25 protein-coding genes and 2 pseudogenes are annotated in these 23,521 nt (G+C 62.4%); 5 read left to right on the forward strand and 22 right to left on the reverse strand.

The genetic code is table 11. The features are described 5' to 3' along the window. Positions 1–128 precede the first annotated feature (128 nt). The 10 genes and pseudogenes from trbE to M3149_RS20430 all read right to left on the reverse strand — a co-directional run. Positions 129–1,976: pseudogene (gene trbE, locus M3149_RS20385) on the reverse strand (conjugal transfer protein TrbE); the annotation flags it as partial. A 15-nt stretch (positions 1,977–1,991) separates the two neighbouring features. Next, positions 1,992–2,261, reverse strand: coding sequence for a VirB3 family type IV secretion system protein (locus tag M3149_RS20390; RefSeq protein ID WP_026437607.1), 270 nt, complete (start codon positions 2,259–2,261; stop codon positions 1,992–1,994). Then, positions 2,258–2,641: a TrbC/VirB2 family protein gene (locus tag M3149_RS20395; RefSeq protein WP_014995132.1), complete on the reverse strand. Its 384-nt coding sequence runs from the start codon at positions 2,639–2,641 to the stop codon at positions 2,258–2,260. The genes M3149_RS20390 and M3149_RS20395 overlap by 4 nt, the downstream gene beginning before the upstream one ends. Continuing rightward, positions 2,638–3,676, reverse strand: a pseudogene (gene trbB / locus M3149_RS20400) (P-type conjugative transfer ATPase TrbB). The gene M3149_RS20395 and the pseudogene trbB overlap by 4 nt, the downstream one beginning before the upstream one ends. Beyond that, entirely contained in the window at positions 3,673–4,137 is a 465-nt protein-coding gene (locus M3149_RS20405) for a ribbon-helix-helix protein, CopG family (RefSeq protein WP_026437440.1), read from the reverse strand. The pseudogene trbB and the gene M3149_RS20405 overlap by 4 nt, the downstream one beginning before the upstream one ends. Next, a complete protein-coding gene (locus M3149_RS20410) occupies positions 4,134–6,128 on the reverse strand; it encodes a conjugal transfer protein TraG (RefSeq protein WP_026437441.1) in 1,995 nt (664 codons plus the stop codon). Before M3149_RS20410 ends, M3149_RS20405 begins: the two co-directional genes overlap by 4 nt. 121 nt (positions 6,129–6,249) lie before the next feature. Next, positions 6,250–7,385, reverse strand: a protein-coding gene (locus M3149_RS20415; protein WP_435370771.1) for an IS3 family transposase whose coding sequence is annotated in 2 segments (ribosomal slippage) — positions 6,250–7,130 and positions 7,130–7,385 — 1,137 coding nt in all. Because the reading frame shifts where the segments join, the coding sequence is not laid out codon by codon here. Between the two features lie 226 nt (positions 7,386–7,611). After that, positions 7,612–7,860, reverse strand: a complete 249-nt coding sequence (locus M3149_RS20420) for an EexN family lipoprotein (RefSeq protein WP_026437442.1) — start codon at positions 7,858–7,860, stop codon at positions 7,612–7,614. Then, positions 7,857–8,801 (reverse strand): LysR substrate-binding domain-containing protein, encoded by a 945-nt coding sequence (locus M3149_RS20425; RefSeq protein ID WP_026437443.1) that lies wholly within the window; start codon positions 8,799–8,801, stop codon positions 7,857–7,859. The genes M3149_RS20420 and M3149_RS20425 overlap by 4 nt, the downstream gene beginning before the upstream one ends. 91 nt (positions 8,802–8,892) lie before the next feature. After that, positions 8,893–10,413 carry an MFS transporter gene (locus tag M3149_RS20430; protein WP_251711275.1) on the reverse strand — a complete coding sequence of 507 codons (1,521 nt, stop codon included), beginning with the start codon at positions 10,411–10,413 and terminating at the stop codon, positions 8,893–8,895. Between the two features lie 144 nt (positions 10,414–10,557). Here M3149_RS20430 and M3149_RS20435 point away from each other — a divergent pair, with 144 nt between their 5' ends. Next, positions 10,558–11,199 carry a glutathione S-transferase family protein gene (locus M3149_RS20435; RefSeq protein ID WP_251711276.1) on the forward strand — a complete coding sequence of 214 codons (642 nt, stop codon included), beginning with the start codon at positions 10,558–10,560 and terminating at the stop codon, positions 11,197–11,199. Positions 11,200–11,216: 17 nt separating this feature from the next. Continuing rightward, the gene (locus tag M3149_RS20440; protein WP_251711277.1) at positions 11,217–11,921 is read left to right on the forward strand and encodes a GNAT family N-acetyltransferase; all 705 of its coding nucleotides are present in this window, start codon (positions 11,217–11,219) and stop codon (positions 11,919–11,921) included. Here M3149_RS20440 and M3149_RS20445 read toward each other — a convergent pair. Genes M3149_RS20445 through fabF form a run of 3 tightly spaced genes read right to left on the reverse strand, consistent with a single transcriptional unit; the run spans position 11,886 to position 14,438 of the window. Then, complete coding sequence (locus M3149_RS20445; RefSeq protein ID WP_251711278.1) at positions 11,886–12,554, reverse strand: DUF1638 domain-containing protein; 669 nt, start codon at positions 12,552–12,554, stop codon at positions 11,886–11,888. The two genes, M3149_RS20440 and M3149_RS20445, sit on opposite strands and share 36 nt — an antisense overlap. Further along, positions 12,541–13,164: an SIS domain-containing protein gene (locus M3149_RS20450; protein ID WP_026437447.1), complete on the reverse strand. Its 624-nt coding sequence runs from the start codon at positions 13,162–13,164 to the stop codon at positions 12,541–12,543. Before M3149_RS20450 ends, M3149_RS20445 begins: the two co-directional genes overlap by 14 nt. Before the next feature lie 8 nt (positions 13,165–13,172). Further along, positions 13,173–14,438: a beta-ketoacyl-ACP synthase II gene (gene fabF / locus M3149_RS20455; protein WP_251711280.1), complete on the reverse strand. Its 1,266-nt coding sequence runs from the start codon at positions 14,436–14,438 to the stop codon at positions 13,173–13,175. Positions 14,439–14,743: 305 nt separating this feature from the next. Here fabF and M3149_RS20460 point away from each other — a divergent pair, with 305 nt between their 5' ends. Next, positions 14,744–15,316: a TetR/AcrR family transcriptional regulator gene (locus M3149_RS20460; RefSeq protein WP_026437449.1), complete on the forward strand. Its 573-nt coding sequence runs from the start codon at positions 14,744–14,746 to the stop codon at positions 15,314–15,316. A gap of 123 nt (positions 15,317–15,439) precedes the next feature. On the opposite strand, the gene M3149_RS20465 is transcribed toward M3149_RS20460, so the two are convergent. From M3149_RS20465 to parA, 5 genes are all read right to left on the reverse strand, one after another. Beyond that, entirely contained in the window at positions 15,440–17,404 is a 1,965-nt protein-coding gene (locus M3149_RS20465; RefSeq protein ID WP_026437450.1) for a relaxase/mobilization nuclease domain-containing protein, read from the reverse strand. A gap of 448 nt (positions 17,405–17,852) precedes the next feature. Continuing rightward, a complete protein-coding gene (locus tag M3149_RS20470) occupies positions 17,853–18,440 on the reverse strand; it encodes a S26 family signal peptidase (protein WP_026437451.1) in 588 nt (195 codons plus the stop codon). Further along, on the reverse strand, positions 18,437–18,982 hold the full coding sequence (locus M3149_RS20475; RefSeq protein WP_026437452.1) for a DUF2840 domain-containing protein: 546 nt from the start codon (positions 18,980–18,982) through the stop codon (positions 18,437–18,439). The genes M3149_RS20470 and M3149_RS20475 overlap by 4 nt, the downstream gene beginning before the upstream one ends. Beyond that, complete coding sequence (locus M3149_RS20480; RefSeq protein WP_034713130.1) at positions 18,979–19,230, reverse strand: hypothetical protein; 252 nt, start codon at positions 19,228–19,230, stop codon at positions 18,979–18,981. Before M3149_RS20480 ends, M3149_RS20475 begins: the two co-directional genes overlap by 4 nt. Then, positions 19,227–19,865, reverse strand: coding sequence for a ParA family partition ATPase (gene parA / locus M3149_RS20485; RefSeq protein WP_019718174.1), 639 nt, complete (start codon positions 19,863–19,865; stop codon positions 19,227–19,229). Before parA ends, M3149_RS20480 begins: the two co-directional genes overlap by 4 nt. Between parA and M3149_RS23080 the strand changes: the two genes are divergently transcribed. Then, a complete protein-coding gene (locus M3149_RS23080; protein ID WP_255346481.1) occupies positions 19,864–19,992 on the forward strand; it encodes a hypothetical protein in 129 nt (42 codons plus the stop codon). The genes parA and M3149_RS23080 overlap by 2 nt on opposite strands. Before the next feature lie 162 nt (positions 19,993–20,154). Here the strand turns inward: M3149_RS23080 and M3149_RS20490 are convergent, their stop codons facing one another. From M3149_RS20490 to M3149_RS20505, 4 genes are all read right to left on the reverse strand, one after another. Next, positions 20,155–20,928 (reverse strand): replication initiator protein A, encoded by a 774-nt coding sequence (locus tag M3149_RS20490; RefSeq protein WP_238323261.1) that lies wholly within the window; start codon positions 20,926–20,928, stop codon positions 20,155–20,157. A gap of 86 nt (positions 20,929–21,014) precedes the next feature. Continuing rightward, positions 21,015–21,296, reverse strand: a complete 282-nt coding sequence (locus M3149_RS20495) for a helix-turn-helix transcriptional regulator (protein ID WP_026437455.1) — start codon at positions 21,294–21,296, stop codon at positions 21,015–21,017. Positions 21,297–21,421: 125 nt separating this feature from the next. Beyond that, the gene (locus M3149_RS20500; RefSeq protein ID WP_026437456.1) at positions 21,422–22,177 is read right to left on the reverse strand and encodes a DUF2285 domain-containing protein; all 756 of its coding nucleotides are present in this window, start codon (positions 22,175–22,177) and stop codon (positions 21,422–21,424) included. A 364-nt stretch (positions 22,178–22,541) separates the two neighbouring features. Beyond that, on the reverse strand, positions 22,542–22,892 hold the full coding sequence (locus tag M3149_RS20505; RefSeq protein WP_026437457.1) for a DUF2958 domain-containing protein: 351 nt from the start codon (positions 22,890–22,892) through the stop codon (positions 22,542–22,544). 318 nt (positions 22,893–23,210) lie between these two features. Here M3149_RS20505 and M3149_RS20510 point away from each other — a divergent pair, with 318 nt between their 5' ends. Next, positions 23,211–23,504, forward strand: coding sequence for a helix-turn-helix domain-containing protein (locus M3149_RS20510; protein ID WP_026437458.1), 294 nt, complete (start codon positions 23,211–23,213; stop codon positions 23,502–23,504). The last annotated feature ends 17 nt before the right edge of the window (positions 23,505–23,521 follow it).

The following is a 23,521-nucleotide window of genomic DNA, read 5'->3' on the forward strand; positions in this document are numbered from 1 at the left end:
AGGCAGGTCAAAACGGCCGCAGAAGGCCGAAATCCGCCTTCAAAAACCATCGGTATCCGCCTTCCATGTCGTCATCTGAAAATCGACGACTCAGCTCACGCTGCGGCGGGGGTTATGCAGACCTTCCCTAGTACCGCAGCCTTGCTGTGCATCAACTCCTCCATCTCGAAGCACTGCACGTCGGCCGCGCCCAGGCGGTCGTGATCGGCGTCAAGTAGCTTGCCGTGCGCGCCGCCGAGCACGTAGGGCGCGAGCGCCTGCCGCAGCGCGTTCGATTGCAGCAGCACCGACAAGCCGGTGAGCGTGCGCTGCTCGACCGGGGCGCCGGCGAGGCTGCCGAGCGCTGACCAAATGGCGGCCTTCTCATCGGGGCCGACAGCTACGCCTTCGTGCAACAGGCGGCCTTCGACCCATTCGGCGGCCCAGGTTCGGTAGCCCTCTTGGTCGATGCGCGCGAGCGGCTGGAAGGCGATCGCGCCATCAGCGCCGAGGTCGTAGTATTCGCCGCCCAGGCCCAGCGCTGTCGCCCGCATGGAGCGACCCATGTCGAAGGCGAAAATGCGTGAGCCGGGATAGCGGCGGAACTGCATCGCCAGCGTGGCGAGCAACACGGATTTCCCCATGCCCGTCGGACCTGCGATCAGCGTATGGCCTACGTCGCCGATGTGCGTCACTAGCCGGAACGGCGTCGCGCCTTCGGTGCGGGTGACGATCAGCGGCGGGCCGTCGAGATGCTCGTTCTTCTCCGGCCCGGCCCACACCGCCGACACCGGCATCAGGTGCGCGAGGTTCAGCGTCGACACGATGGGCTGGCGCACGTTGGCGTAGGCGTTGCCTGGCACCGACGACAGCCACGCCTCCACCGAATTGAGGGTTTCGGGAATCGTCACGAAGCCCCGCCCCTGAATCGCGCGCTCCACCATGCGCAGCTTCTCGTCAGCCGTGTCGGCATCGGTATCGAGCACCGTCACAGTCGCGGTGACGTAGCCGAAGGCGACTTGATCGCTGCCGAGTTCCTGCAAGGCCGTATCGGCGTCCGCCGATTTGTTGCTGGCGTCGGTATCCACCAACGGGCTTTCCTGCTGGAAGATGGTTTCGCGCAGAAGCGCCACCACGTTCTTGCGCTTGGCGAACCACTGCCGGCGCAGGCGGCCGAGTTCCTTTTCGGCCTCCGACTTGTCCATGCACAGAAAGCGCGTGCTCCAGCGGTAAGCGAAGCCCAGCCGGTTGAGGTCGTCCAGAATCCCCGGCCAAGTCGAGGTTGGGAAGCCACGCACCGTGACGACCCGCAGGTGCTGGTCGCCGAGCATCGGTGCGAGGCCGCCGATCAAGGGCGTGTCGGCCAGAAGCGCGTCAAGGTGGAACGGCACGTCCGGCACACCGATGCGGTAGCGCCGCGTCGAGACGGTCGCGTGCAGGTAGGTCAGTGTTTCGGCGTCGTCGAGCCAGTTGATCTCCGGCATCACGCCATCGAGTAGGTCGAAGACGCGCCCGGTTTCCGCGACGAACGCGGTCAGGCGTTCGCGCCAGTCCACGCCGGCGGTCGGCGTGTTCTCGTACAGCAGCTTGGCCGCACGGGCACGGGATTCCTCCGCCGGTAGGTATTGCAGCGTGAGGTGATAGCCGCTCTCGAAGTGGTGGCCTGATTCCTCGAAGGTCGCGCGCCGTTCTTCGTCCACCAGCCACGACAACGGTTCGGGGAAATCCGAGTGCGGATAATCCGCCGCCGGCCGGCGTTCGGCTTCGACGAACAACGCCCAGCCAGCGCCGAGTCGGCGCAGCGCGTTGTTCAGGCGTGCCGTCGTGGCGATGAGTTCGCCTTGCGTGGCACTGTCCAAATCAGGCCCACGAAAGCGCGCCGTGCGCTGGAAACTGCCGTCCTTGTTCAAGACGACACCCGGCGCGACCAGTCCGGCCCATGGCAACCAATCGGCAAGCAAGGACGGGCGCTGACGGTATTCGGCGAGATTCAGCATCGCGGCATCTCCTCGTCAGACGTCCAACAGCGGCTTGTGCTTGAGGTGCTTGGCAAACACCTGCATGAACTGCGGATCGACGCGAGCTCCCCAAACCGCCAGCGAATGGCCGACGATCCAGAGCACGACGCCGGGAATCCACAGTTGCATGCCCAGGCCAACGGCAGCGGCCAGTGTCCCGTTGGCGATCGCTACAGTGCGCGGTGCGCCGCCCATCAGAATCGGCTCGGTCAGCGAGCGGTGCAGTGGCACCTCGAAGCCCGGCAAGTCGCTGGCCGTGCTCATACGACGGCCCCGCCGGAGAAGCTGAAGAACGACAGGAAGAAGCTCGACGCCGCGAACGCAATGGTCAGACCGAACACGATCTGGATCAGCTTGCGGAAGCCGCCGCTCGTGTCGCCGAAGGCGAGCGCCAAGCCGGTGGCGATGATGATGATGACCGCGACGATGCGCGCGACCGGCCCCTGGATGGATTCGAGAATGGATTCGAGCGGACCTTCCCAGGGCATCGACGAACCGGCGGCCCGTGCCGTGCCAGCCGTCGTCAGCATCACGGCGGCCGTCAGCAGGCCGTGGTGCGCGGGGCCGGCCAGGCGCCGCAGGCGAGCCAGGATTGAGGCCGGATTTACGGAAATGCGGAAAGTATGGGCGTGCATCTGTGTCATGGCAGTACTCCAAGGTGGTCAGGGGATGGGGAAGAAAGCGGCAGCTCTGGAAGCGGGGGGCTCCAGCGCATCCGCGAGGCGATAGCCCACGCCGTCGAAGCCAAGGACGCGGGCAATGCTCTCGATGCGGCGGCGCCGGCCACGGCCGGCGATGTGGATGACGACGTTGACGGCCTCGGCGACGAGCGCCCGCGGCGGGTTCACAGCCACTTCGAGAATCAGTTGCTCCAGGCGCAGCAGCGCGCCCAGCGCGGAGCCGGCATGGATGGTGGCGATGCCGCCGGGATGACCTGTGCCCCACACCTTGATGAGATCCAACGCCTCGCCGCCGCGCACTTCGCCGACGATCACGCGATCGGGGCGCAGCCGCATCGTGGCGCGTACCAGTTCGGTCATCGACACGACGCCGGCACGCGTGCGCAGCGGCACGTGGTCGCGCGCCATGCATTGCAGTTCGATGGTGTCTTCGAGCACCAACACGCGGTCGCCGGTGGCGGCGATCTCCGCGAGCAAGGCATTGGCGAGCGTGGTTTTGCCGGTGCTGGTGCCACCGGCGATCAGGATGTTCTGGCGCTCGCGTACCGCGCTGCGCAGGAACTCGGCCTGCTCGACGGTCATCATTCCGTCGGTGACGTAGCGATCCAACGGGATCACGCCGACGGCGCGCTTGCGCAGCGCGAAGGCCGGCCCCGGCGCGGCCGGCGGCAGGATGCCCTCGAAGCGCTCGCCGGTTTCCGGCAATTCGGCGCTCAAGAGCGGCTGACCGCGATGGACTTCCGCGCCGACATGCGTGGCGACCAAACGAATGATGCGTTCGCCGTCTTCCTCGGACAGTTCTGCGCCCAGCGGCGCGCGGCCCGAGGACAGGCGATCGACCCAGAGTGTGCGGTCGGGGTTGAGCATGATCTCCACCACGTCCGGGTCTTCCAGCGCGGCGGCGATCAGCGGCCCCATCGCGGTTCGCAACATGCGGATGCGCCGGTCGAGCGAGGTGGTGGCGAAGGACTGCCCGACAGTCGAGGGAATGGCACTCATGAGGCACGCTCCTGGGCTTCGGCCAGTGCCGCCGTATCGTCCAGGTGAGCGGTGTCGGGATGCAGCTCTTCAACTACGTCGCGCACCAAGCTGCGCCCGCGCATCAGATGGCGGCCGAGTTGTTCGACGAACTGCTCGAAGCGTGCCTTGCCCTGCGCGCGGGCGGCTTCCTGATGGGCTTCGGGAACCGGCGTGCTAACCGTCAAGAAGTAGCGGACGAACAGCGCCAGCGTTTCTATCTCGATGTTCTGGTCGCGCTCCAGCCTCTCGAACTGGCGCGACAGTCGATCCAGCCGCTTTGCAATGGCCGCCTCACGCTGGTCGCCCGCATCCGGCGACAGCCAGGACGCCAGCGCCGCCGCGACGATGGACGACTTGGACACGCCTTTTTTGGCGGCCAGCTCGTCCAAGCGCTTGGCGTGCTCGTGCGGAATGAACAGGTTGAGGCGGTATTGGCTCATAGCTCGATTCCGTCGTGTTGGTCGAGGGACGCCAGCCGGGCCGTGCGCTGCATGGCCGGGTCAAGCTGACGAGGAAGGGGTAACGGCAAGTCGTCGTCATCGAGCAGCGCCAGGTCGTTGATCGCTGGCTCTTGGTCGGGGAGGTATTCGGTGACCTCGGATAGCTCTGGCTGCCGACGCGGCCCGCCGTCGTCGGTAGCGGCTGTGCTGTCGTTCAAGTCCGCCGATGCGGCAGGTACGACAGGGATAGCCAAGCCGCTCCAGTCGTCAGGACGGAGCGGCGGCGCATCGGCGTAGCGCCCGGCTGCGAGCGTGGGCGGCGGCAGCACACGGCGCTTGAAATTGGTGTCGGCGTAGTAGCGCAGCTTCTTCGCCTTGATCGGCGCCAAGCTGGACACCATTACCACGGCATCGTCCGGCGGAAGTTGCATCACTTCGCCGGGAGTCAGCAGCGGGCGCGCCGTTTCCTGCCGCGACACCATCAGGTGCCCCAGCCAGGGCGCCAGCCGATGGCCGGCGTAGTTGCGCTGTGCGCGCAGCTCGGTGGCCGTGCCGAGCGTTTCGGAGATGCGCTTGGCGGTGCGTTCGTCGTTGGTGGCGAACGTCACGCGCACATGGCAGTTGTCGAGGATCGAATGGTTCTGGCCGTAGGCCTTGTCGATCTGGTTGAGCGACTGAGCGATGAGGAAGCTGCGGATACCGTAGCCGGCCATGAACGCCAGCGCGGTCTCGAAGAAGTCGAGCCGGCCCAACGCAGGAAACTCGTCGAGCATCAGCAGCAGCTTGTGGCGACGGGCGATGCCGTCGCTGCCATCAAGTGATTCGGTCAGTCGGCGACCGATCTGGTTGAGGATCAGGCGCACCAGCGGCTTCGTGCGGCTGATGTCCGAAGGCGGCACCACCAGATACAGCGACACAGGTGATTCGGACGCGATCAGATCGGCGATGCGCCAGTCGCAGCGCGACGTGACTTCGGCCACTGTGGGATCGCGGTACAGGCCGAGAAACGACATGGCCGTGGACAGCACACCCGACCGCTCGTTGTCCGACTTGTTCAAAACCTCGCGCGCAGCCGATGCGACGACGGGATGCGGGGCATCGCCCAGATGCTTTGTCGTCATCATCCGGTGCAGCGTCAGCTCGAACGGACACGCCGGATCGGACAGGAAGTTGGCGACGCCGCGCAGTGTCTTGTCGGTTCCCGCATAGAGCACGTGCAGAATGGCGCCGACTAGAAGTGCGTGCGAAGTTTTCTCCCAGTGGTTGCGGCGCTCCAGCGCGCCTTCGGGATCAACCAGGATGTCGGCGATGTTCTGTACATCGCGTACTTCATGCGCGCCGCGCCGGACTTCCAGCAGAGGGTTGTAGGCCGCTGACTTCGGATCGGTGGGATTGAACAGCAGGCAGTGCGAGAAGCGCGAGCGCCAGCCGGCGGTGATCTGCCAGTTCTCGCCCTTGATGTCGTGAATGACGGCGGACGCTGGCCAGCTCAACAGTGTAGGAACCACCAGGCCGACGCCCTTGCCGGATCGCGTAGGTGCGAAGGTCAGGACGTGCTCCGGACCTTCGTGCCGCAGGTATTGGTCGTCATGCCGACCAAGGAAGACGCCTGCAGACTGTGTTAGTCCCGCCTTGCGAATATCAACGGCGTCGGCCCAGCGCGCCGAGCCGTAAGTCGTCACCAGTTTCGATTGCCGCGAGCGCCACACGGACATGGCGATGGCGACTACGACAGCCACCAGGCCGCTGCCGCCCGCAATCGCGCCGCCGATATCGAAGACCCGGGGCGCATAGGCATCGAAGACGAACCACCACTCGAACAACCGCCAGGGGTGATAGACCGGCGTACCGAAGAAATCGAACCAGGGCGAGCCTAGGCGTAGCTGATAACCCAGTGCAGCGGCTGTCCACTGTGTGGCGATCCACACACCGGCGATAACGATGCCAAAGACGACACCGACCTGCCCGAACAACACGCCTTGACCTTGCATCCTGGCCTCCGATTTCTCCTGAACGACATGCGGCACAAAAACGTGCCGTAGCCGTGAGATTCGGGCTAGTGACCTGCCCCCTGTAGACGTACCAATCAGAAGTGGAAGTCCGGATTCAAGATTACTCGATGGGTGTCTGGGTTGATGTGGGTAGAGCTGCATCGCCAGCGCGCTGGCGATGCAGCTCGGCGAAGCGAGCCGGTGGCATGCGCCCCAAGCTGCTGTGCGGCCTGACTTCGTTGTAGTCCGTGCGCCAGATGGCCACGGCTGTTCTGGCCTGATGCAAGGTCTGGAACCAGCACTCGTTCAAGTGCTCGTCACGGAACTTGCCGTTGAAGCTCTCGATGTAGCCGTTCTGCATCGGGCGCCCGGGCTGGATCAGGATGTGGCGGATGCCATGCGCCTGCGCCCAGGCCATGAATGCCCGGCTGGTGAACTCCGGGCCGTTGTCGGTTCGCACCGCCTTCGGGTACCCACGAAACAGCGCAGCGCGGTCCAGGACGCGGGTGACATAGTGGCCTGAGATGCCGAAGTCCACCACGATGTCCACGCTCTCGTGGCTGAAGTCATCGGCCACCGTGAGGTACTTGAGGCGCCGTCCACCCGAGAGGCTGTCGCTCACAAAATCCATGCTCCAAACCTCGTTGACCGTGCGTGCCAGCTGCAGCGGCACACGCTCATTGATAGGCCGTTTGCTCTTCTTGCGCCGGCGCACAGCCAGGTTGGCTTGCCGGTAGAGGCGGTACACACGCTTGTGATTGACGCCGGGAAACTGCGGGCGCAGCAGGTCGTGGATGCGGCGGTAGCCAAAGCGCCGGCGCACATGCGCGATCTCCACGATCTTCTCGTGCAGATCCAGCGTAGCCTGGTCGGCCGTCGGTGGATGTCGGTAGCTGTCGCGGGAGTGCCCCACAAGCCGGCACGCTCGGCGTTCGGACAAATGGTGCTCACTCACCATGCGCCCAACCGCCTCGCGCCTGACCTGTGGGGCTAGCGCTTTACCCCCAGAACGCTCTTGAGCGCGTGCATGTCCAGGTGGGCTTCGGCCAGCAGCCGCTTGAGCTTGGCGTTCTCGGATTCCAGCTCACGCAGGCGCTGGGCCTCCGAGACCTGCATGCCGCCGAACTTGGCGCGCCACTTGTAGAAAGTGGCATCGCTGAAACCGCTGTTGCGGCACAACTCCTTGATCGGCATGCCGGCCTCGGCCTGCTTGAGGAAGCCGATGATTTGTTCCTCGGTGAATCTGCTCTTCTTCATGTCCGTCATTCTCCTGGTGGTTGACGGACTTCACTAACTTCAGCCTGGTACGGCTGGTGGGGGGCAGGTCACTAGGTCAAGAGGCGGTCAAAGACCGTTATCGGAAGAACTATCGAGAAAAAAGCAAGATTTCGCGCCGTAGCGAATTGAGGAAAAATGCCGCAAGTAATGGCGCGTTGCGGCGTATCTAGTTAGGAATCCGAAGTTTTGTGCGAATGGGCAACGATCAGAACTTCGGTGTTTCTTTCGGCGGGTTGTAGGGCGTCTTACCATCCCCAAGGAAGCGCCGATTCGTCGCCTCGGCCACACGATTGCAGAGTTCGTCGCCCAGCTTGGCGCGATCTGTTTTGCACTGCTCGCGCAGCTCCTTCAGCCGCTCGGGATTGGCCGCCAGCGACTCCACCGTTTCGGTCGGCCCAGACTTTCCGCAGGCAGTTAGCGCGGCAACGAGAAGAAACAGCATGGTCCTGTTCATGGTTCGCGTTCCTCAGAAGAATCGAGAGCGGACACTGCGGTAGATGTCTTCGCCGCAGGGGGTTTGAGGGAACTTGTCCTCTCGATGAAACGAGCCAGTACATCCGAAGGCTCGATGTCCCGGCGCAGCAGATAAGTCGTGAGCATTGATGTGCGGCCAGCCAGGGGCCGCGCGACCACGCCCTGCTCGCGGCTGTTGACGATCTGCGAACCACCGGCCAGACCCAAGGCGAGGCCAGCCGCCACCACTGACATCATCAGATCACAAGATGCTACTCGTTCGGCAATCAGCGGCTCTTGATCGATTCGCCGCAGCACCCGTTCAATCTGCCGCGCATAGCCTTCGCACGCTTGAGGATCCACAAGTACCAGCGGATGGCGCAGCACTTCCTCTAGTGGGACGCGCTTGTATGCCAACAGAGGATGTCGAGCAGGCACTGCCACCATGAACGGATCTTCCAGGACGGCCTCGGCAATGAGGCCATCGCCAACATCATTCGATCGAGCAAAACCCAAGTCGTACAGGTCGTCGCGCAGCCCTTTGATCTGCTGCGCCAACGGAATCTCGAATAGACGTATTTCGATATTCGGCTCTTCTTCGCGGCACAATGCCAAGAAGGTCGAGAAGCGCGATGGCGGTATGCCGTCGGAAAGGGCAACCCGCAACTGGCTGTGAAAGCCGTTAGCGGCAGCCTTCACGCTGTCGCGTGCCTGCTGCAACGCGGTGAAGACACGCGGAACGTGATCCATAAACAGCTGTCCGGCGCGAGTCAACCGGGTACTGCGGGTAGTTCGCACGAAAAGCTGAACGCCCAGTTCTTCTTCCAGTTCTTTGATTGCCCTTGACAGAGGCGACTGTTCAATGTGTAGCCGTTCAGCCGCGCGAGCAAAATGGAGTTCTTCGGCAACGGCTATAAAACATCGTAGGTGTCGAAGTTCCATGGAAGACTCTTTGTCCATTCGCACAACCGCAGCAAGACCATCATCACTCTAGATGCCTGCCATCAAGTCTTGTTCCGCGGGCGATTGCTATCTACTCCATCGCGGCAACCGCCGATTCGTGCCCGCCCACCGCAGGCGCGGTGTCTGCTCTACGCACGAGTACATACGTCAAAATTCCGGCCGTCGCCGCAGTAATTGCAGCTAGGGCGCTCGCTGCGGCAAAGCCGCTAACGAACGACTTGGTGGCAGCCGCTTGCACCGGCTCATGCAGTGACGTCGGGAGTTGAATCATCAAGCTACCAAAGTCGCCTGCCGCAACGCGCTTTGCGAAGGAGGCCGCGAGATTTGGGTCCAATCCCAACGACAAGCTCGAAGCAATGAAGTGACGAGAGACCTCCTTCGATAGCAGAGCCCCTAGACTCACAACGCCCAATAGAAGGCCAACGAATCGAACCGTAGCAGTCAGGCCGGACCCCATTCCTGCGCGCTGCGCCGGCACTGCTCCTTGCATCACCTTTGCGGTCTCGCCATTGAGCAAACCAGCACCTGCTCCGGCGACGAGCATGCCGATAACGAGAAAGGCGTAGGATGCTTCGGACGCTGCCAATGTCGACAGGAGAACGTCGCCGAATACGCTCACGACCAAACCTAAAGTTAGCAGCGTTCGCCCGGAATAGCGCCCTGCGAGGCGAGCTCCAAGCAGCGGCGTGAGGAACATGGGCAGCGCAAACGGCAACATTGCAAAGCCGGCGGACGAGGGGGCCAGTCCGTAGGCAATCTGAAGGAATAGCGGTAGGAAGAAGACCAGCACCTGCGCACCGGCGGCATATCCCAGCATCGCAAAGGTCGCCCCCAGGAATGTCCGGTTTCGGAAGAGAGAAAAGTCAACCATAGGCCGCTTTTGCCGAACTTCGACGACCGCAAACGCTATGAAGAGCAAGGCGGCGCCCACCAGGCGCCAGATGATTACAGTCGTTGCCCAGCCAACGTTGTTGCCATCGATGAGCGCCCAAATCAGTAGAAAGAGCGCGCAACTGAAAGTGAGAATTCCTGCAATATCGAGGCTCTTCGCATCTGGATCACGAGATTCATCGATTATTTTGGCGGCGGCAATGAACAGGATGAAACCGACCGGAAGATTGATAAGAAACGCCCACCTCCATCCTAACCAGTCCGTGATGACGCCTCCCACGATGGGACCGCTTGTGATGGCGATTCCAAGGCACGTTCCCCAGAACGCGTAGGCTTTGGCACGATCCACACCGACGAAGGCGTGATTGATAACGGCCAGGGCAGAGGTCAAGAGCAAACTTCCTCCGATGCCTTGCAGCGCGCGGGCCCAGTTTAAGACGTGCGCTGATGTAGCAAAGCCGCATAACGCAGAGGCAATGATGAATATCCCCAAGCCAATCAACATTGCCCGCTTTCTGCCGTGACGATCTGCGTAAGAGCCTGCGGCGAGCAATAGCGCGGCAAAGGTCAGGATATATGCGCTGACCACCCATTCGATGTCAGTGAAGGTCGCATTGAGTGATCGAGCAATCGTTGGGAGTGCTACGGCCACGATGTTCGAGTCGAGCATGATCAATGACGAAATCAGAGACGCAGTCAACAGGAGCAGCGTCTTGGATTTGCTCCCATGGTGGATTCCTGTCCTAGGCATGACGGTCTAGTCCTCTCAGACTAATGATGTTGATTGACATCTTTTTATGATGTCGTATAACATCTAAACCGTCAAGTAGAAAAGCGACCACACATGCTCGGTGAACGTCTTGCCCCCATTGACCTGTACGGCGCTCGAACAGGGAACTGCCTACGTGTAGCTATAGCTCTTGAGGAGGCGGGATTACCCTATCGCCCTGTCCGACTGGACCTGCGGCGAGGAGAGCATCGGACAGCTGAGTTCCTGGCGCTCAACCCAGATGGCAAAGTGCCGGTGATTGTCGACCGCGTTGATGGCGACGAAGTCCTTGTACTTACGCAGTCCAACGCCATCCTGTTCTATGTCGCCGAGGCTGCTTCAGAAACCTTGTTTCCTGTCGGTGGCACGCGTCGACGTGTCGTCGCTTATGAGCGGTTCTTTTATTTTCTGACGGATGTGATCGCCCCCAGCCACGCCGCATTCCAACTCCGGGCAAGTGGCGTGAAGGACAGTTCGCCGCAAGCACTCGACCTCCGTGCGATGAAAGCCCTCTCCGTTGCAGAGCGATTCGTAAAGACATCCGAGTTTATCGCTGGGGAGACATTTACGTTGGCCGACATTGCAGCGGTCACCATCGCCTTCGCTGTTGAGCGCCACATCGATTGGAGCGAGCTTCCGCAATTGCGGCGGTGGTATCAAGCCGTCATGGCACGGCCCTCCGTCATTCGAGGATTCGCTGCCTTCGGAACGCGATAACAAAAAGGAAGTCAGTTATGCAGAATTCACACCCCCTCGACGACTTCATCTGGAAGTCACTGACCAGCTGCCATCAGCATCTAGCCGCGGGGGACGCGCTCGCGCTACGTTACCCAGCGCCGATAGGCCCCTTCGCCGTGCTTGGCGGCAACTCTCCCGCGAATTGGAAAGCGCTTGCAGATCTAGTGCTGGCAGGTGATCACGCCGCGCTCGTCACGCTTCAGGAACTTGAGCCCCCATCCGGATTGAATGTAATTCAACGTGGTCTTATCAATCAGATGGTGCTATCGACAGCACCTTCCGACAGCTCAGTGGCGAAAGCATCGCGCCTCGGTGTCGCCGATGTGCCCGACATGCTCGAGTTGGTAGCAATGACGCGTCCCGGCCCGTTCGGAACTCGTACCCATGAGATGGGCGAGTACTACGGCATTCGTGTTGGCGGCAAACTGGTTGCCATGGCGGGCGAACGAATGCGTCTGCCCGACTACACCGAAGTCAGCGCTGTGTGTGTGCATCCTGACTATCGTGGTCATCGGCATGCGGAAACATTAGTGAACCTCGTCGGAAAGAGAGTAGTTGCTCGTGGCGAGACGCCGTTCCTTCATGTCTTCAGCGACAACACGGGTGCCATTAAGCTCTATGAGAAGCTCGGATACGTTCTGCGGCGGCAATTTCATCTCGTCGTGTTAGCTCGCGCTGGCGATGGGGATGCGGTGAGTTAGAAAGCTATCAATACCCTGAAGGCCGGTAGTCCGCATTTCAAATCGCAATCCCAGCCTTTCGGCAGCCAAACGCGCCTTTTTCTCCAGCACGGGATCAGGAATCTGAGCGAGATACAGTGCCCGGGTGAAGTTCCCGAAGTAGTCGGGGAGTAATTCTGGATACAGATCCAGGCCCAGATTGCGGATAATGAACTGATCAAAATGACGCACCAGGAAATCAGTCAGATAGAAGGTTCCACCTTCTGCCTCGTGCAATGCTTTGAACTGCTCAACACCAGCGAAGAACGCATAACAGTGGTCGCCTTCAATACGTGCGACCCCTTCCTCCTCAAGAACTTCGTCCAGTTTCCCACCCGTTCCGCAGTCTCCATACAGACATAGGATTTCGTCATAGGAAGATCGGTTCTCTTTGATCTTCTGCCTCATACCTTCCGGTATTTTTTGCGGGGTCATATGCCACGACGCCGGGAGACAGGTGACATCGATATCCGTCAATTGATTCATGCGTGTCACTTCCAGCAGCTCTCGGGCTACGGCTCCGCATGCAATGACAAGCGTCTTCTTCTTGCGTGGTTTGCGGCCTCGCTCTGGAGGATTCGAGGATTCGGCGTGGGCGGTGTTATGTGTGTGCATTCTTGGAGACTCCTGCCACGTTGTCTTCGCGAGCTTTGGCCCCAAGGTATCCCCCGTGATGACGAAGCCCATAGTCGTGGCGAGAGAAGCCTTTTCTCTCCATGAGAATGAGTGCGATCGCATCCCCGATCGCGGACATCACTGCGATGCTTGCGGTCGGTGTGAGGCCCAATAGGCAAGGCTCTTCAATGAGTCCCATATCGATGACGTTATCGCTCAGGCGGCGCATTTCGGACTCGGGATGGGATGTGATGCCAATGATCGGACCACAATCCAGGTGGCGGGCAAGCTCGATCAACTCCAGAACTTCCCGCGTCTTGCCGCTAGTCGAGAAGGCCACGATGCAGTCGTTCGGAGAGATTAGGCCTAGATCGCCATGCGCAGCCTCGCCTGGATGAAGGTAGGTCGCCGGCGTGCCGGTGGAACAAAGCGTAGCGGCAAATTTCTTGGCCACGAACCCGGCTTTCCCCATTCCAGTCGTGACGATCTTTCCCTGACATTCGAACAGGGTGTCAATGGAATTATCGAAAGAAACATTTAGATTGACGGCTGTTATGGCCGCCGCTTCCGCGGCTAGGATGGCCTTCGCCCTGGTTATCCATTGAGACATTGTTTTCCTTAGCTCAGCTTCTGCAGAAGAATGGACGCATTCACGCCACCGAATCCGAAGCCATTAGATATGGCGTACTCGGACGCAATGGGGTGAGCGGAACCACCAATGATGTCGAGCCCTTCGGCTGCGATGTCCCGGTTTTCCAGATTAAGTGTGGGCGGAGCGATCTGATCTCGTAAGGCCAATGCCGTGAAGATCGCTTCCGTCGCGCCGGCTGCTCCGAGAAGATGGCCCGTGGACGATTTCGTTGCGCTGATCGCGGTGCGGTAATGATCGCCAAAGACTGCCTTAATGGCCGAGATCTCGCCCCTATCACCAACCTGAGTTGAAGTCGCATGAGCGTTGAGATGGCGAACTTCGTCTGGCGGTATGTTGGCTTGTTCTAGGGCGATCTCCATCGCTCGTCTCGCCCCACGACCATCCTCAGGCCCGGATGTTATGTGATAGGCATCGGAGGTCGTCCCATAGCCGACGACCTCCGCGATTGGGCGGGCGCCCCGTGCACGCGCGTGATCCAGATCCTCGATCACGAGCATGCCAGCTCCTTCGCTCATGACGAATCCATCCCGTGCGGAGTCAAACGGCCTTGAGGACTTCGACGGTTGATCATAGTTAGCGGTAGATAAAGCTCGCGCGGCCGCGAATCCGCCTAGGCTGACCTCATTGATACAGGCTTCCGCGCCGCCGCAAAGCGCAATGTCGGCCTCGTTGGCGCGGATGAGCCTGGCGGCGTCACCGATAGCTTGGACGCTGGCCGCGCATGCTGTGACCGGGGCCCCTGACGGTCCGGTAAAGCCGTACTTGATTGAGACTTGGCCCGCCGCCAGGTTGATCAGAAACGAGGGAATGGTGAAAGGAGAGAGTTTCCCCGGGCCCCGCTGGCGAACCGTATCCACAGCGCTCGTAATCGCATGAAACCCTCCGATTGCGGAGGCGACGATAGTGGCGGTTCGAGCGCGGTCGCGCTCTGAGGTGGGACGCCACCCGGCTTGGCCAATAGCCTCTTCCGCCGCGGCTAACGCGAACACGATGAAACGGTCCATTCTGCGCAAATCCCGTTCCATAACGAAAAGTACAGGGTCGAACCCAGCCGCCGGGTCGTCATCAACACCCGGTACTTGTCCGGCTACCATGACTGATAGGTTATTGGACAGAGCTGTAGGCAGCCAACTCAATCCTGACTTTGCCGCGAGGAGGCGAGTCCAGACGGATTCCAATCCAACCCCCAAAGGCGTAACCAAGCCCATCCCTGTGATCACAACTCTACGCATATGAAGTGCTCTCAAGATCGGCGCCATTGACGGCGCCCTATGAATCCACAGCTCATCAGTGAGCATGGCTTCCTGCAAAATTAGATGTTACTCAACATCTTTACACGTGCAATGATGCCATGTAACATCTAAGAGCGCAAACTATTCCATGCGAGAGGCGCTACGCATGCTGTGACGTTCGCGCAGCAGCGGGGCTGTCACAACCCGTCTTCTAGTGCGGGCGAACCTTGCTATGGGCAGGCAGGAGCGGCATGAACGGATTCGATCCTGTTGAACACTGTTTACCTTGAGGGCATTGCTGCACGATGAGAAAGTCGAGAGAAGAAACTGTTGCTACCCGCGCACGGATCGTTGAAGCCGCTTCCAGTGAATTTCGCCGCAATGGCATTGATGGAACCGGACTAGACGATCTGATGGCTGCAGCGGGGTTGACCCGGGGCGGCTTCTATCGGCATTTCGAGTCGAAGAACCAACTCGTCGCCGAAGCGTGTTCGGTCGCTGCGCAGCGGCAAATTGACGGCATCTCGCTGGCACTGCGAGGAAAGCGCCGCTCATCTGGCCTGCGTAGTGTCGCCAACTTCTACCTGGATCAATCTCGCCGAGATGATCCGACCATCAGTTGCCCGCTCGCGATGCTTGGGAGCGAGCTTGCTAGATGTGATAGCGCGACACGCTCTTCTGCAACAGATAGTTTTTCCAAGCTGGTAGATATCATTTTCTCCCAGATCGATTCGGAGGACTCCGAAAAGGCACGCAGTAAAGCTGTCGTCATCGCCACCACACTTATCGGCGCTCTTACGGTCGCTCACTTCATCAACGACTCGTCCCTCTCGGATCAAGTCCTTGAAACAGTCAAGCAAGCCTGTGCCTCCGCGTAATGTCTGCTTTCAGTTGACGCTGACAGTTGGCTTGCCGCCGCCGGGCACAAAGCAGGCGCCGCGTCACGTGTGCTAATGCGCACTGACGCTAGGGCTAAGAGCCTAGCACTGGAGCGCTAGGGTTCACCGGTTGTTGTCATGCCCTCGTTGTCGTCCGATGTCCCAAGACGCTCCTCCGCCGCGGACCGTCGCGGCGAGCTGTTGTCCCAACCGCTGTTCGATCACTGGCTTCCAGGGCACCAGCGAGAACCCCATGCCGTCATCGAGCATCGCATAGCGCCCGCTGGCAAGCATGACGCTACGCCGGTAGATGCCGGCCACGCGCTGGCCATCAGCCACTGGCCGATGCTCCAGCCCGGTTTCGTCGGCAATGTCCTTCGCGGCCTGTGCCAGCTCTCGACCGCGCAGCGTTGCCAGCAGGTTGCGCGCGAGGACGACGCGCTGCCCGCGATGCTCGGCCAACCCCTGTTCGGCCAGAAAATCGGCGCGCTCGCGTAGGGCGTCCTTGACCTCTGCCCCAAAGCCCAGGTCGCCCAGTCCCTTGCCGCCACCGATCAACTGCTGGTCGAGCCAGGTGGCGCCGATCATGCGGGCCTGCCGCTCGATCGGCAGATGCGATTTCAGTTCCACCGCTACGCCACCTCCCAGGCGCTGCGCGTCGTATTGGCGACCACGCTCGGTCAAGTCATCGGGGACGCGCCAGACGCCTTCGGCCTCCCGCTCCACGATGCCGGCGCGGCGCAGGGCTTCGAGCCGGCGCACGTGTGCAGCGACCACTTCGCGCGGGTCGCGGTCGGGCGTTGCCTGACCTTGGGCGACGGCCAAGTGATGATCGGTGCGATACACGCCATCGACGGCCAACGCGGCGATGTTGCGGTCGGCGGGGCGCATGTCGGCCGAGCCTTTCACTTCCACCACGGCGCCAGTCGGGTACTGCTCCAGCTCCGACCGAGGCGGCAGCGCGACGTAGTGCGCCTTGCCGTCCATGCCGTCGACAATCAGATAGCCCTTGTCGTATAGCTCGTCGGCCAGCCCCTTACCGGCGACGCGGCCGACAATTGCGCGGCCATCCTCGCCGGGTTGGAACACGGCAAGCTCGCGCAGCTTGCCGCTCATGGCCCGCTGCATCGTGCGGATGATGTCGCCGCGCTCGCCCATCGCCCGCAACGTCGGCTCGGCTTCGGCATGGACAGCCCACGCGCCGGGCTGCTGCTCGGTCGTCAACCCCATGCGCTGCAAGCGTTGCAGCCGGCCCATCAGCATTTGCCGCTGCCGTTGCAGCCGGGGTTCGGCGAAGCGTTCGGTGCGCACCAGGCCATCATTGCCGGCCTCGCGCTGCAAGGTGCGATCCAGACCTGTCCATCGCTCCTGATCGACTTCGCGCAGCATGGCGCGCTGCATTTCTAACTCGGTGCGCGGCCCCAGCCATTCGGTCGCCAGTTCCGATGCCCGATGACGCATTCCCTCGGCGATGTAGTCGCGGGAAATGATGAGGTCCTTGCCGGTGTCGTCCTTGCCGCGCAGGACGACGTGCGTATGCGGGTTGTCCGTGTTCCAGTGATCGACTGCTACCCACTCCAGGCGCGTGCCCAGATCGGCCTCAATGCGCGCCATCAGATGCCGGGTGTAGGTGCGCAGGTCTTCAAGCTGTTCGGCATCCTCCGGCGAGACGATGAAACGGAACTGGTGCCGATCCTCTCGCCCGCGTTCCTCGAAGGCGGCGGTATCTGCCGCGTCGGTCGTCGGGCCGTAGGCGTGGCCCGGCCCGCCCTGGCGATCGACGCCTTCGCGCTCAATGTAGCGCAGGTGCGAAGCGGTCGAGCGCGGCCCGGCCTTCGCCAGATTCACCAGCCGAGCTTTGATCGTCACGCGCCGCGCGTTGGCCGTCAGCGAACGCCCAGCAAAGCGGGCCGCGACATGGCCGCGCCCTAAGCGGGAACCGGGCCGTTGACCGACCTTGCCAGCCGCCTTGCCGAGCCTCACCCCGGCCTTGCTGGTTTGGCGCAGCACCTTGTTGATGAAGGCGTCGCCGCGCTGCTTCGGCGCACCAGGGCGGACGCGGAAACGGTCATCGTCGCGACTGCTCATGGGGCGTCCCCATCCAAGACCATCGCAGTCGGGCGTGCGAAGCACGCGCTTTCGCCAATGCCGATGCGGCATTGCGCACCTTCGCGGCACGCTGCCGCTCCTTGGCGCGTGCCGCGCCACCCCCACGTGCAGACAGGGTTTTCAAGCGGCCCAGTGCCGCGACCTTTTATCTTGCCTTCCGCCTTTGCCCTTCGCTTTCGCTCTGGGCCTCGGCGTCCCGGCGGCGCTGCGCTGCCTGCAGCCAGCCCGCCGGCGAACGCGGCCACAGCCACAAGCCGGGCGCGTTCGAGGCAAGACGCCTGCACATGGGAAGGTGGCGCCGGATGTTGCGCGAAGTGCGGCGCGAATGCGCACGCACTGCACGCGCGACGACACCGTGACGACCAGCGGAACGACATACCGGATGGCACGATGAGATGCACGGGAACGTGCAGCGAATCGACGGCCATCATGGGCGTGTCTCCAGCCAGACCGGATGCGCAAGACCGATCACCGTAGAAGCCGCAATCGGCCCAAAGTAGCGGCTGTCGAACGACGCCGGATTGGTCACGCTCAACAGGAACAGTTCGCCAGATGCAAGACGGCGGCACTGCTGCCAGGATGGCAGCGGTCGGCCCAGTCGGTCGGCCGGCAGCACGGCGGCCGCAGGCACGCCGTCGATGCGAACGATACCGCCAGCGATGCATACCTCCTGCGGTGATACGGCGCCCACTCGCTTGAGCAGCGGAACGCGCGTCGGTAGATAGCCGCGCTGCGCAGCGAGTGCGGCGGCTTCGGTCGGCAGTGGTACAAGGACGATGCTGTCCACGGACAACGGACGTGGCAGCGAGGCGGCCCGATGGCTGAACGGTTCGATGCGATACCAGCCGACCGCCACACTGTCGGACGGGTTGTAGGTCAGGCGCGGCAGCGGCGACACGAATGCGGCCCAGGCCAGCGCAGCGATGCCGGCAGCGGCGAAGCCCGTCAGCGCGATGCGAGCTCGCAGGCGCGAACGAGGGTGCGGTGCGATGCTGGATGTGGAAAGCGTCGTCATGGCAATGTCCTCCCGGCCAGCCAAGCCGCATGTCGCTCGGCGGTGTATTCGGGTAGTGGCAAGCGCGCAGCGAGCCGGTTGCCGAGCGTGCGCCAGTACGCGGGTGACACGTCGGCTGGCGCAATGCTCAGTGCCTCGATGGCGTCGAGCTGCGCAAACACAGCGCGGACGGCAGGTTCGCCTTCGGCGTGCAGCAGCAACCGCGCGCCGGGCAGCACGCCGGGGATGCGCTGCGCCGCATCCAGCGACGTGCAAGCCTGCATCACCATGAGTTCCCAACGGATCGTGCCGTAGTCATTGGCCTGCCACCGGATGCGGCAAAACACGGCCCCCGACAGGAACACCGCGACACGGCGCCAGTGGTCAAGCCGGACGATGCGTGACGGTTCGCCGAAGCGCAGATAGAGGTCGATGCGCCGTTCGACGTAGGCGAGCGACACGCGGGTCAACGGCACGGTGCCGGCCCGTCTGGCGAGCATCGCGAGCGAAGACGGATTTGTGTTGGTCGTGGCGGCCGTGACCGTCGAAGGTTGTACGTTCATTGGGAGTTCTCCGGAAACTCGCGTTCCAGCAGTGCGCGCAGCAGTTCGGCCACCGTCACGCCACGCGTGAAGGCGGACACCTTGATGCGCGCCCGCATGGCGGGCGTGATGTCGAGGGTCAGGCGCGCGGTGTAGAGGTCGCCCTTTTGCAAAGCGTCGGCGTCGCCCTGGCGAATCCACGCCTCAGCGTGGGGATTCGCTGGCGGACGTGCGCCGATGCCGATGCGTTTGCCGCGCGTATTCTTCATGTCGGCCACCGCAGCAGTTCGTCGGTGAGTGCGGCGATCTCACGCGCAGCGGCGCTCTCGGGCGCCGTCTCGCGTGCGAGCCGTCCGGCAGCCACGCTATCGGCGAAGACGATGCGTTGATGCACTTCCGAGCGCAGTGCTGGCAGCGGTTGTTCGGCCAGCGACTGCCGCGCCTCCCGGCCGATGATGGTGGTGCTGACGCGCCGGTTGATGACGAAGGCCGCGCGCAGCGCAGGTCGGAACACTTGCGCTTCGCGTATCAACGCCACCATCTCGGCGCTGGCCCACAGGTCGTAGGGACTGGGCTGCACCGGGATCAGCACGCGCTCGGCCGCCAGCAGCGCGGAGCGCGCCAAGGCGGCGATACGAGGTGGTCCGTCAATGATGACGTGATCGGCCCGCCTGGCGAGTTCTGGGGCCTCCTGGTGCAGCGTTTCGCGTGCCAGGCCCACGGCGCTAAACAGCCTGGGCAGACCTTGCTGACTTCTGCGCTGTGTCCAGTCCAGCGATGAGCCCTGCGGATCGGCATCTAGCAGGATGACCGATTGCCCGCGCATCGCCAGTTCGCCCGCGATGTGCGTGGCGAGCGTGGTCTTGCCCACGCCGCCTTTCTGATTGAGCAAGGCAACGATCATGGCGCGGCCCTCCGATCTGGAAAGCCAGCCTGTTTTTGCCCTGAAAACCGGGGTTGTTTTTGCTTTCGGAGTTGCTTTGGTTTTTGCGTTTCGGCAGTTGTCCACCGAAACGGCGCGCTTCTACTAAAAGTTAGAGAATTTAAGTTAGGTAAGTTAAGGGGCATCGAAACCCGCGCCGTTATTGGCTTTGCGGGCGATTCGTACTCCTGATAGCACGATAGCCGTACTCCCGATAGCACGATACCCGTTACTCCTGATAGCACGAGCCCGTCCACAAGTTGTCCCGCAGTTATCCCCGTGCCGTGAACGGCACGGGTCGGAAGGTCAATAACTCCGTCCGGTCGCCCGGCATTCGTTCGATGCCCAGGACGTAGCCTGGCAGTGATTGCCGCCCCACCAAAACGCGCAGGTCGTAGGCGAAATCCGAAAACCGCGAGCTGCTGCCAGACTTGCGATACAGATGTTGGAAGTCGAACTGCCAGCCAGCCTCCTGTCGACCGCCATGCTTGCGCACCAGCCGATACAGCCATCGCTCGATGCCGCCCGTGAGTCGGAAGTACGCCGGGTCGATGGTGAGCACCAGCGCCGCGTCGAGCACGCCCGCATAGAACCAGTCCGGCAGAATCAGCTCGATGCCCAGCGGCGTGCCGCGGGCGTCGGTCAACTCTTTCCACTCGTTGATCCAAGAAAAGCGGTGCAGCCGTCGTCCGGTTGTCTCTCGGATGGACGTGGCCACAGTGGTCGACTGCAAGCGATCCAGCGCAGCCTTGAGGCGTTGGTAGTCGTGCAGCGACGTTCCGCGCCCAATGAAGCGCAGGATCTCGTAGGGCGTTGCTTGCATCAGGCGCGACGGGCGAATGCCCGCATCGCGCGCTTCCACGATTTGCGATGCTGCCCAGATCAGGATGTCCGCATCCCAGATGGTGGCGATGCCGTGCTCCATTGTCCCTTCCACGCGGATCGTGACGTTGCCGCTGCGGAAGTCGATCGGCGCGGTGCGCCGCGATTTCGCCAGCGAGAAAAACGGAAAGGCCATCAGGTCCTGGCTGTCGCGCGGCGCCATGTCGCCCGGCAAGGCGCGGAACAGATCGAGCTGTTCCCGCTCCCGCGATGGGTTGGACAGGGTGATGGCCACCGGCGAGCCACCGATCAGCGCCCACGGCTGTCGGCCGAGTGGTGCTCGGCGTATTCCGGGTCGGACGTGGTTTCATAGCTGCGCTGGTCGGCCCAGGCATCGAGGTCGGCCACCGCGTACATGACGCGCCGGCCGAACTTGCGGAACTTCGGCCCGTTGCCGATCACGCGCTGTTTTTCCAGCGTGCGCGGCGAGAGACGCAGGTAGTCGGCAGCCTCGTCGTTAGTGAGATAGCGCTGGGGCTGCGCGGGCGTGGCGACGGCAGCGGCGGCAGGTCGTAAGGGAGCGGGTCGCATGGTGAGAACCTCCATCGGTCAGAAACGCCCGGCCACACAACGCGACCGGATGGAGGCAGTCTCAAGAAAGAGGTGCGGAGCGCAGAGGGTCGTTTTGCCGTGAAGGCAAAGCGACCCTCCCCAGGTCATTCGACCTGTGCCAGACGGCGGTAGCCGCCGCGCATCAGCGATTGACCGCGCTGAACCAGGCGGCGCACGCGCGAGCGCAGACCGCCATCGGCGTACCAACTACCGGCCACGGCTTCGGCGCCGAACAGCCCAGCGGCTGTTTCGCGCAAGGACGCGCCCGCCAAGGTCGCGTCGAGTGCCTGGAGCGTGTGCAACTCCAGCAGCGCGGCGGGCGTGGGCCGGGAGCGGGCCGCTGCCGCAGGCGCGGTTTCCGCGACTGCGGCCAGGGTGTCCAGTTCGGCCGCCATCGTGCGGTAGCGCCCGCAGGGCGCAGCGCACGCGCGGACGGCATACAGATAGGCCATGCCATCGGTCAGGCCCGGTGCCAGTGCGAGCCGCACGCAGCAGCCGGGCCATCGTGCCACTAGCACCAAGCGCCTGCCGTCGTGGATCAGATGCTTGTGGCCCGGGATGCGCCAGAACTCGAACGCGTCGGCATCGGGTGGCGGGTCGGCGTCCGGGTAGAGCTGGAGCACAGCGTCATGGTCGGGGAACCAGGCTGGATGCGCGTCGCGCGCGTCTAGCGCCGGGTCTTCCAGCAGGCGCAACCCCCAGGCGTGCGCCGCTTCGGGCCGATGGCGACGGCGCAGCCAGTCGCGCCGGTAGTCAGGATGGCGGCGCAGATACTCCCAGGCCAGCGCGAGCCCGTCCAAGTGCAGCACGTAGAGATACGCGGCGGTTGGATACCAGAAATCGGCGCTTCGATCAGCCATGACGCGACCTCCTGTTCGACAGGAACGTCGCCACGACCTCGGGCGCGAATAGCTACGGCATCAAGACATCAAAGCGCCATCAGGATGGCGTAACTTAAGCTGTAGAGAGAGTGTCAAGACCGATTAGCTCCGAAACCTTGCTCGGGTCGTCCGAGTGCGACGACCGCGCATCCCGGAAATGGGGCGCGGCACTGACACCGTGCCGCAACCCGCGACACACATCATGTCTTTCTAGGTCAGGCTGCACCCTCTTGGTGCAAGAGTGCCGATTCAGACCCCAGCCGTCTTGAGTCAGACTGAGAAAGACACAATGCGCTGCAACGGCCTGTCTCTGGATGGCCCGCCGCAGGGAACCGGTGGTTCGTCAGTCGGGGATCGAACCATCGCGCTGCGCCAACCAGGCGTATTCCGATAACGGCCGCGAGGCGCGGAAATACAGGTCACGCAGGATGGGTCGCTGCTGCGGCCCGACGATGCCCGTCAGGTCGGACAGCCTGACCGTCCCCAGTGCGGGCATACCGATGCCGAGGTCGATCAGTCCCCAGGCGGTATCGCCATCGGCTGGATCGAGCGCGGCCAGCAGCCAGGTCGCATGCGCATCGGGCGTGAACAGTCGAACCACCGGCATCGGGTCGATGCTCTGGCCGGCGGCGCGCGCCGCACCGTTGGCGAGCAGTCGTGCGCGTTCGTCGGCGGTGGTGAGCGGCTGGGTCATGGGCGGGAATCCCACGTATCTGCGAATGCACGAACACGCCTTTCCTGCGAAGCACGGAACCACCAAGCCGGATATGTGCTTTCGTGCGCAAGCACGGATGCGCAAGCTCTCGAATCTGTACATGCACAGAAACGCAAACGCGGAATTGTGGATGTCAGGAAAGGCACGAATGCGGCTCCCCGGCTCTGGCGAAATCCTCAGATGCGGATTTCCTTAAAAGCACAAATACGGAAAACAACAACACCAATTGAACACTATAGATTGTAGCCCTATAGGGCGCAATAGGTTGTCATCTTGGTTTTATAGGGAAAACCATTGGTGGCGGCTAAAAACTCATTGGCAACGGCAATAAGGACGGTCAGAAAAGCGCGTGGCTTGAGCCAGGAAGCGTTTTCTGACGTGTCGAGCCGTACCTATATGAGTTCACTGGAACGCGACCTGAAAAGTCCGACTCTGCACAAACTGACCGAGCTGTGCGAGGTCATGGAAGTGCATCCGCTCACGCTGCTGACGCTGGCCTATGCCGGCGACAGCCCGCACAAGGCCGATCAGCTTCTGGCGCAGGTGCGCCAAGAGCTGGAGGCAATCTTGAAGAAGCGCGACGCGCCGTAGGCGCGCGGTGCTGCGAT

It is taken from the genome of Hydrogenophaga intermedia (assembly GCF_023715105.1).
GTDB lineage: Bacteria > Pseudomonadota > Gammaproteobacteria > Burkholderiales > Burkholderiaceae_C > Hydrogenophaga > Hydrogenophaga intermedia_A.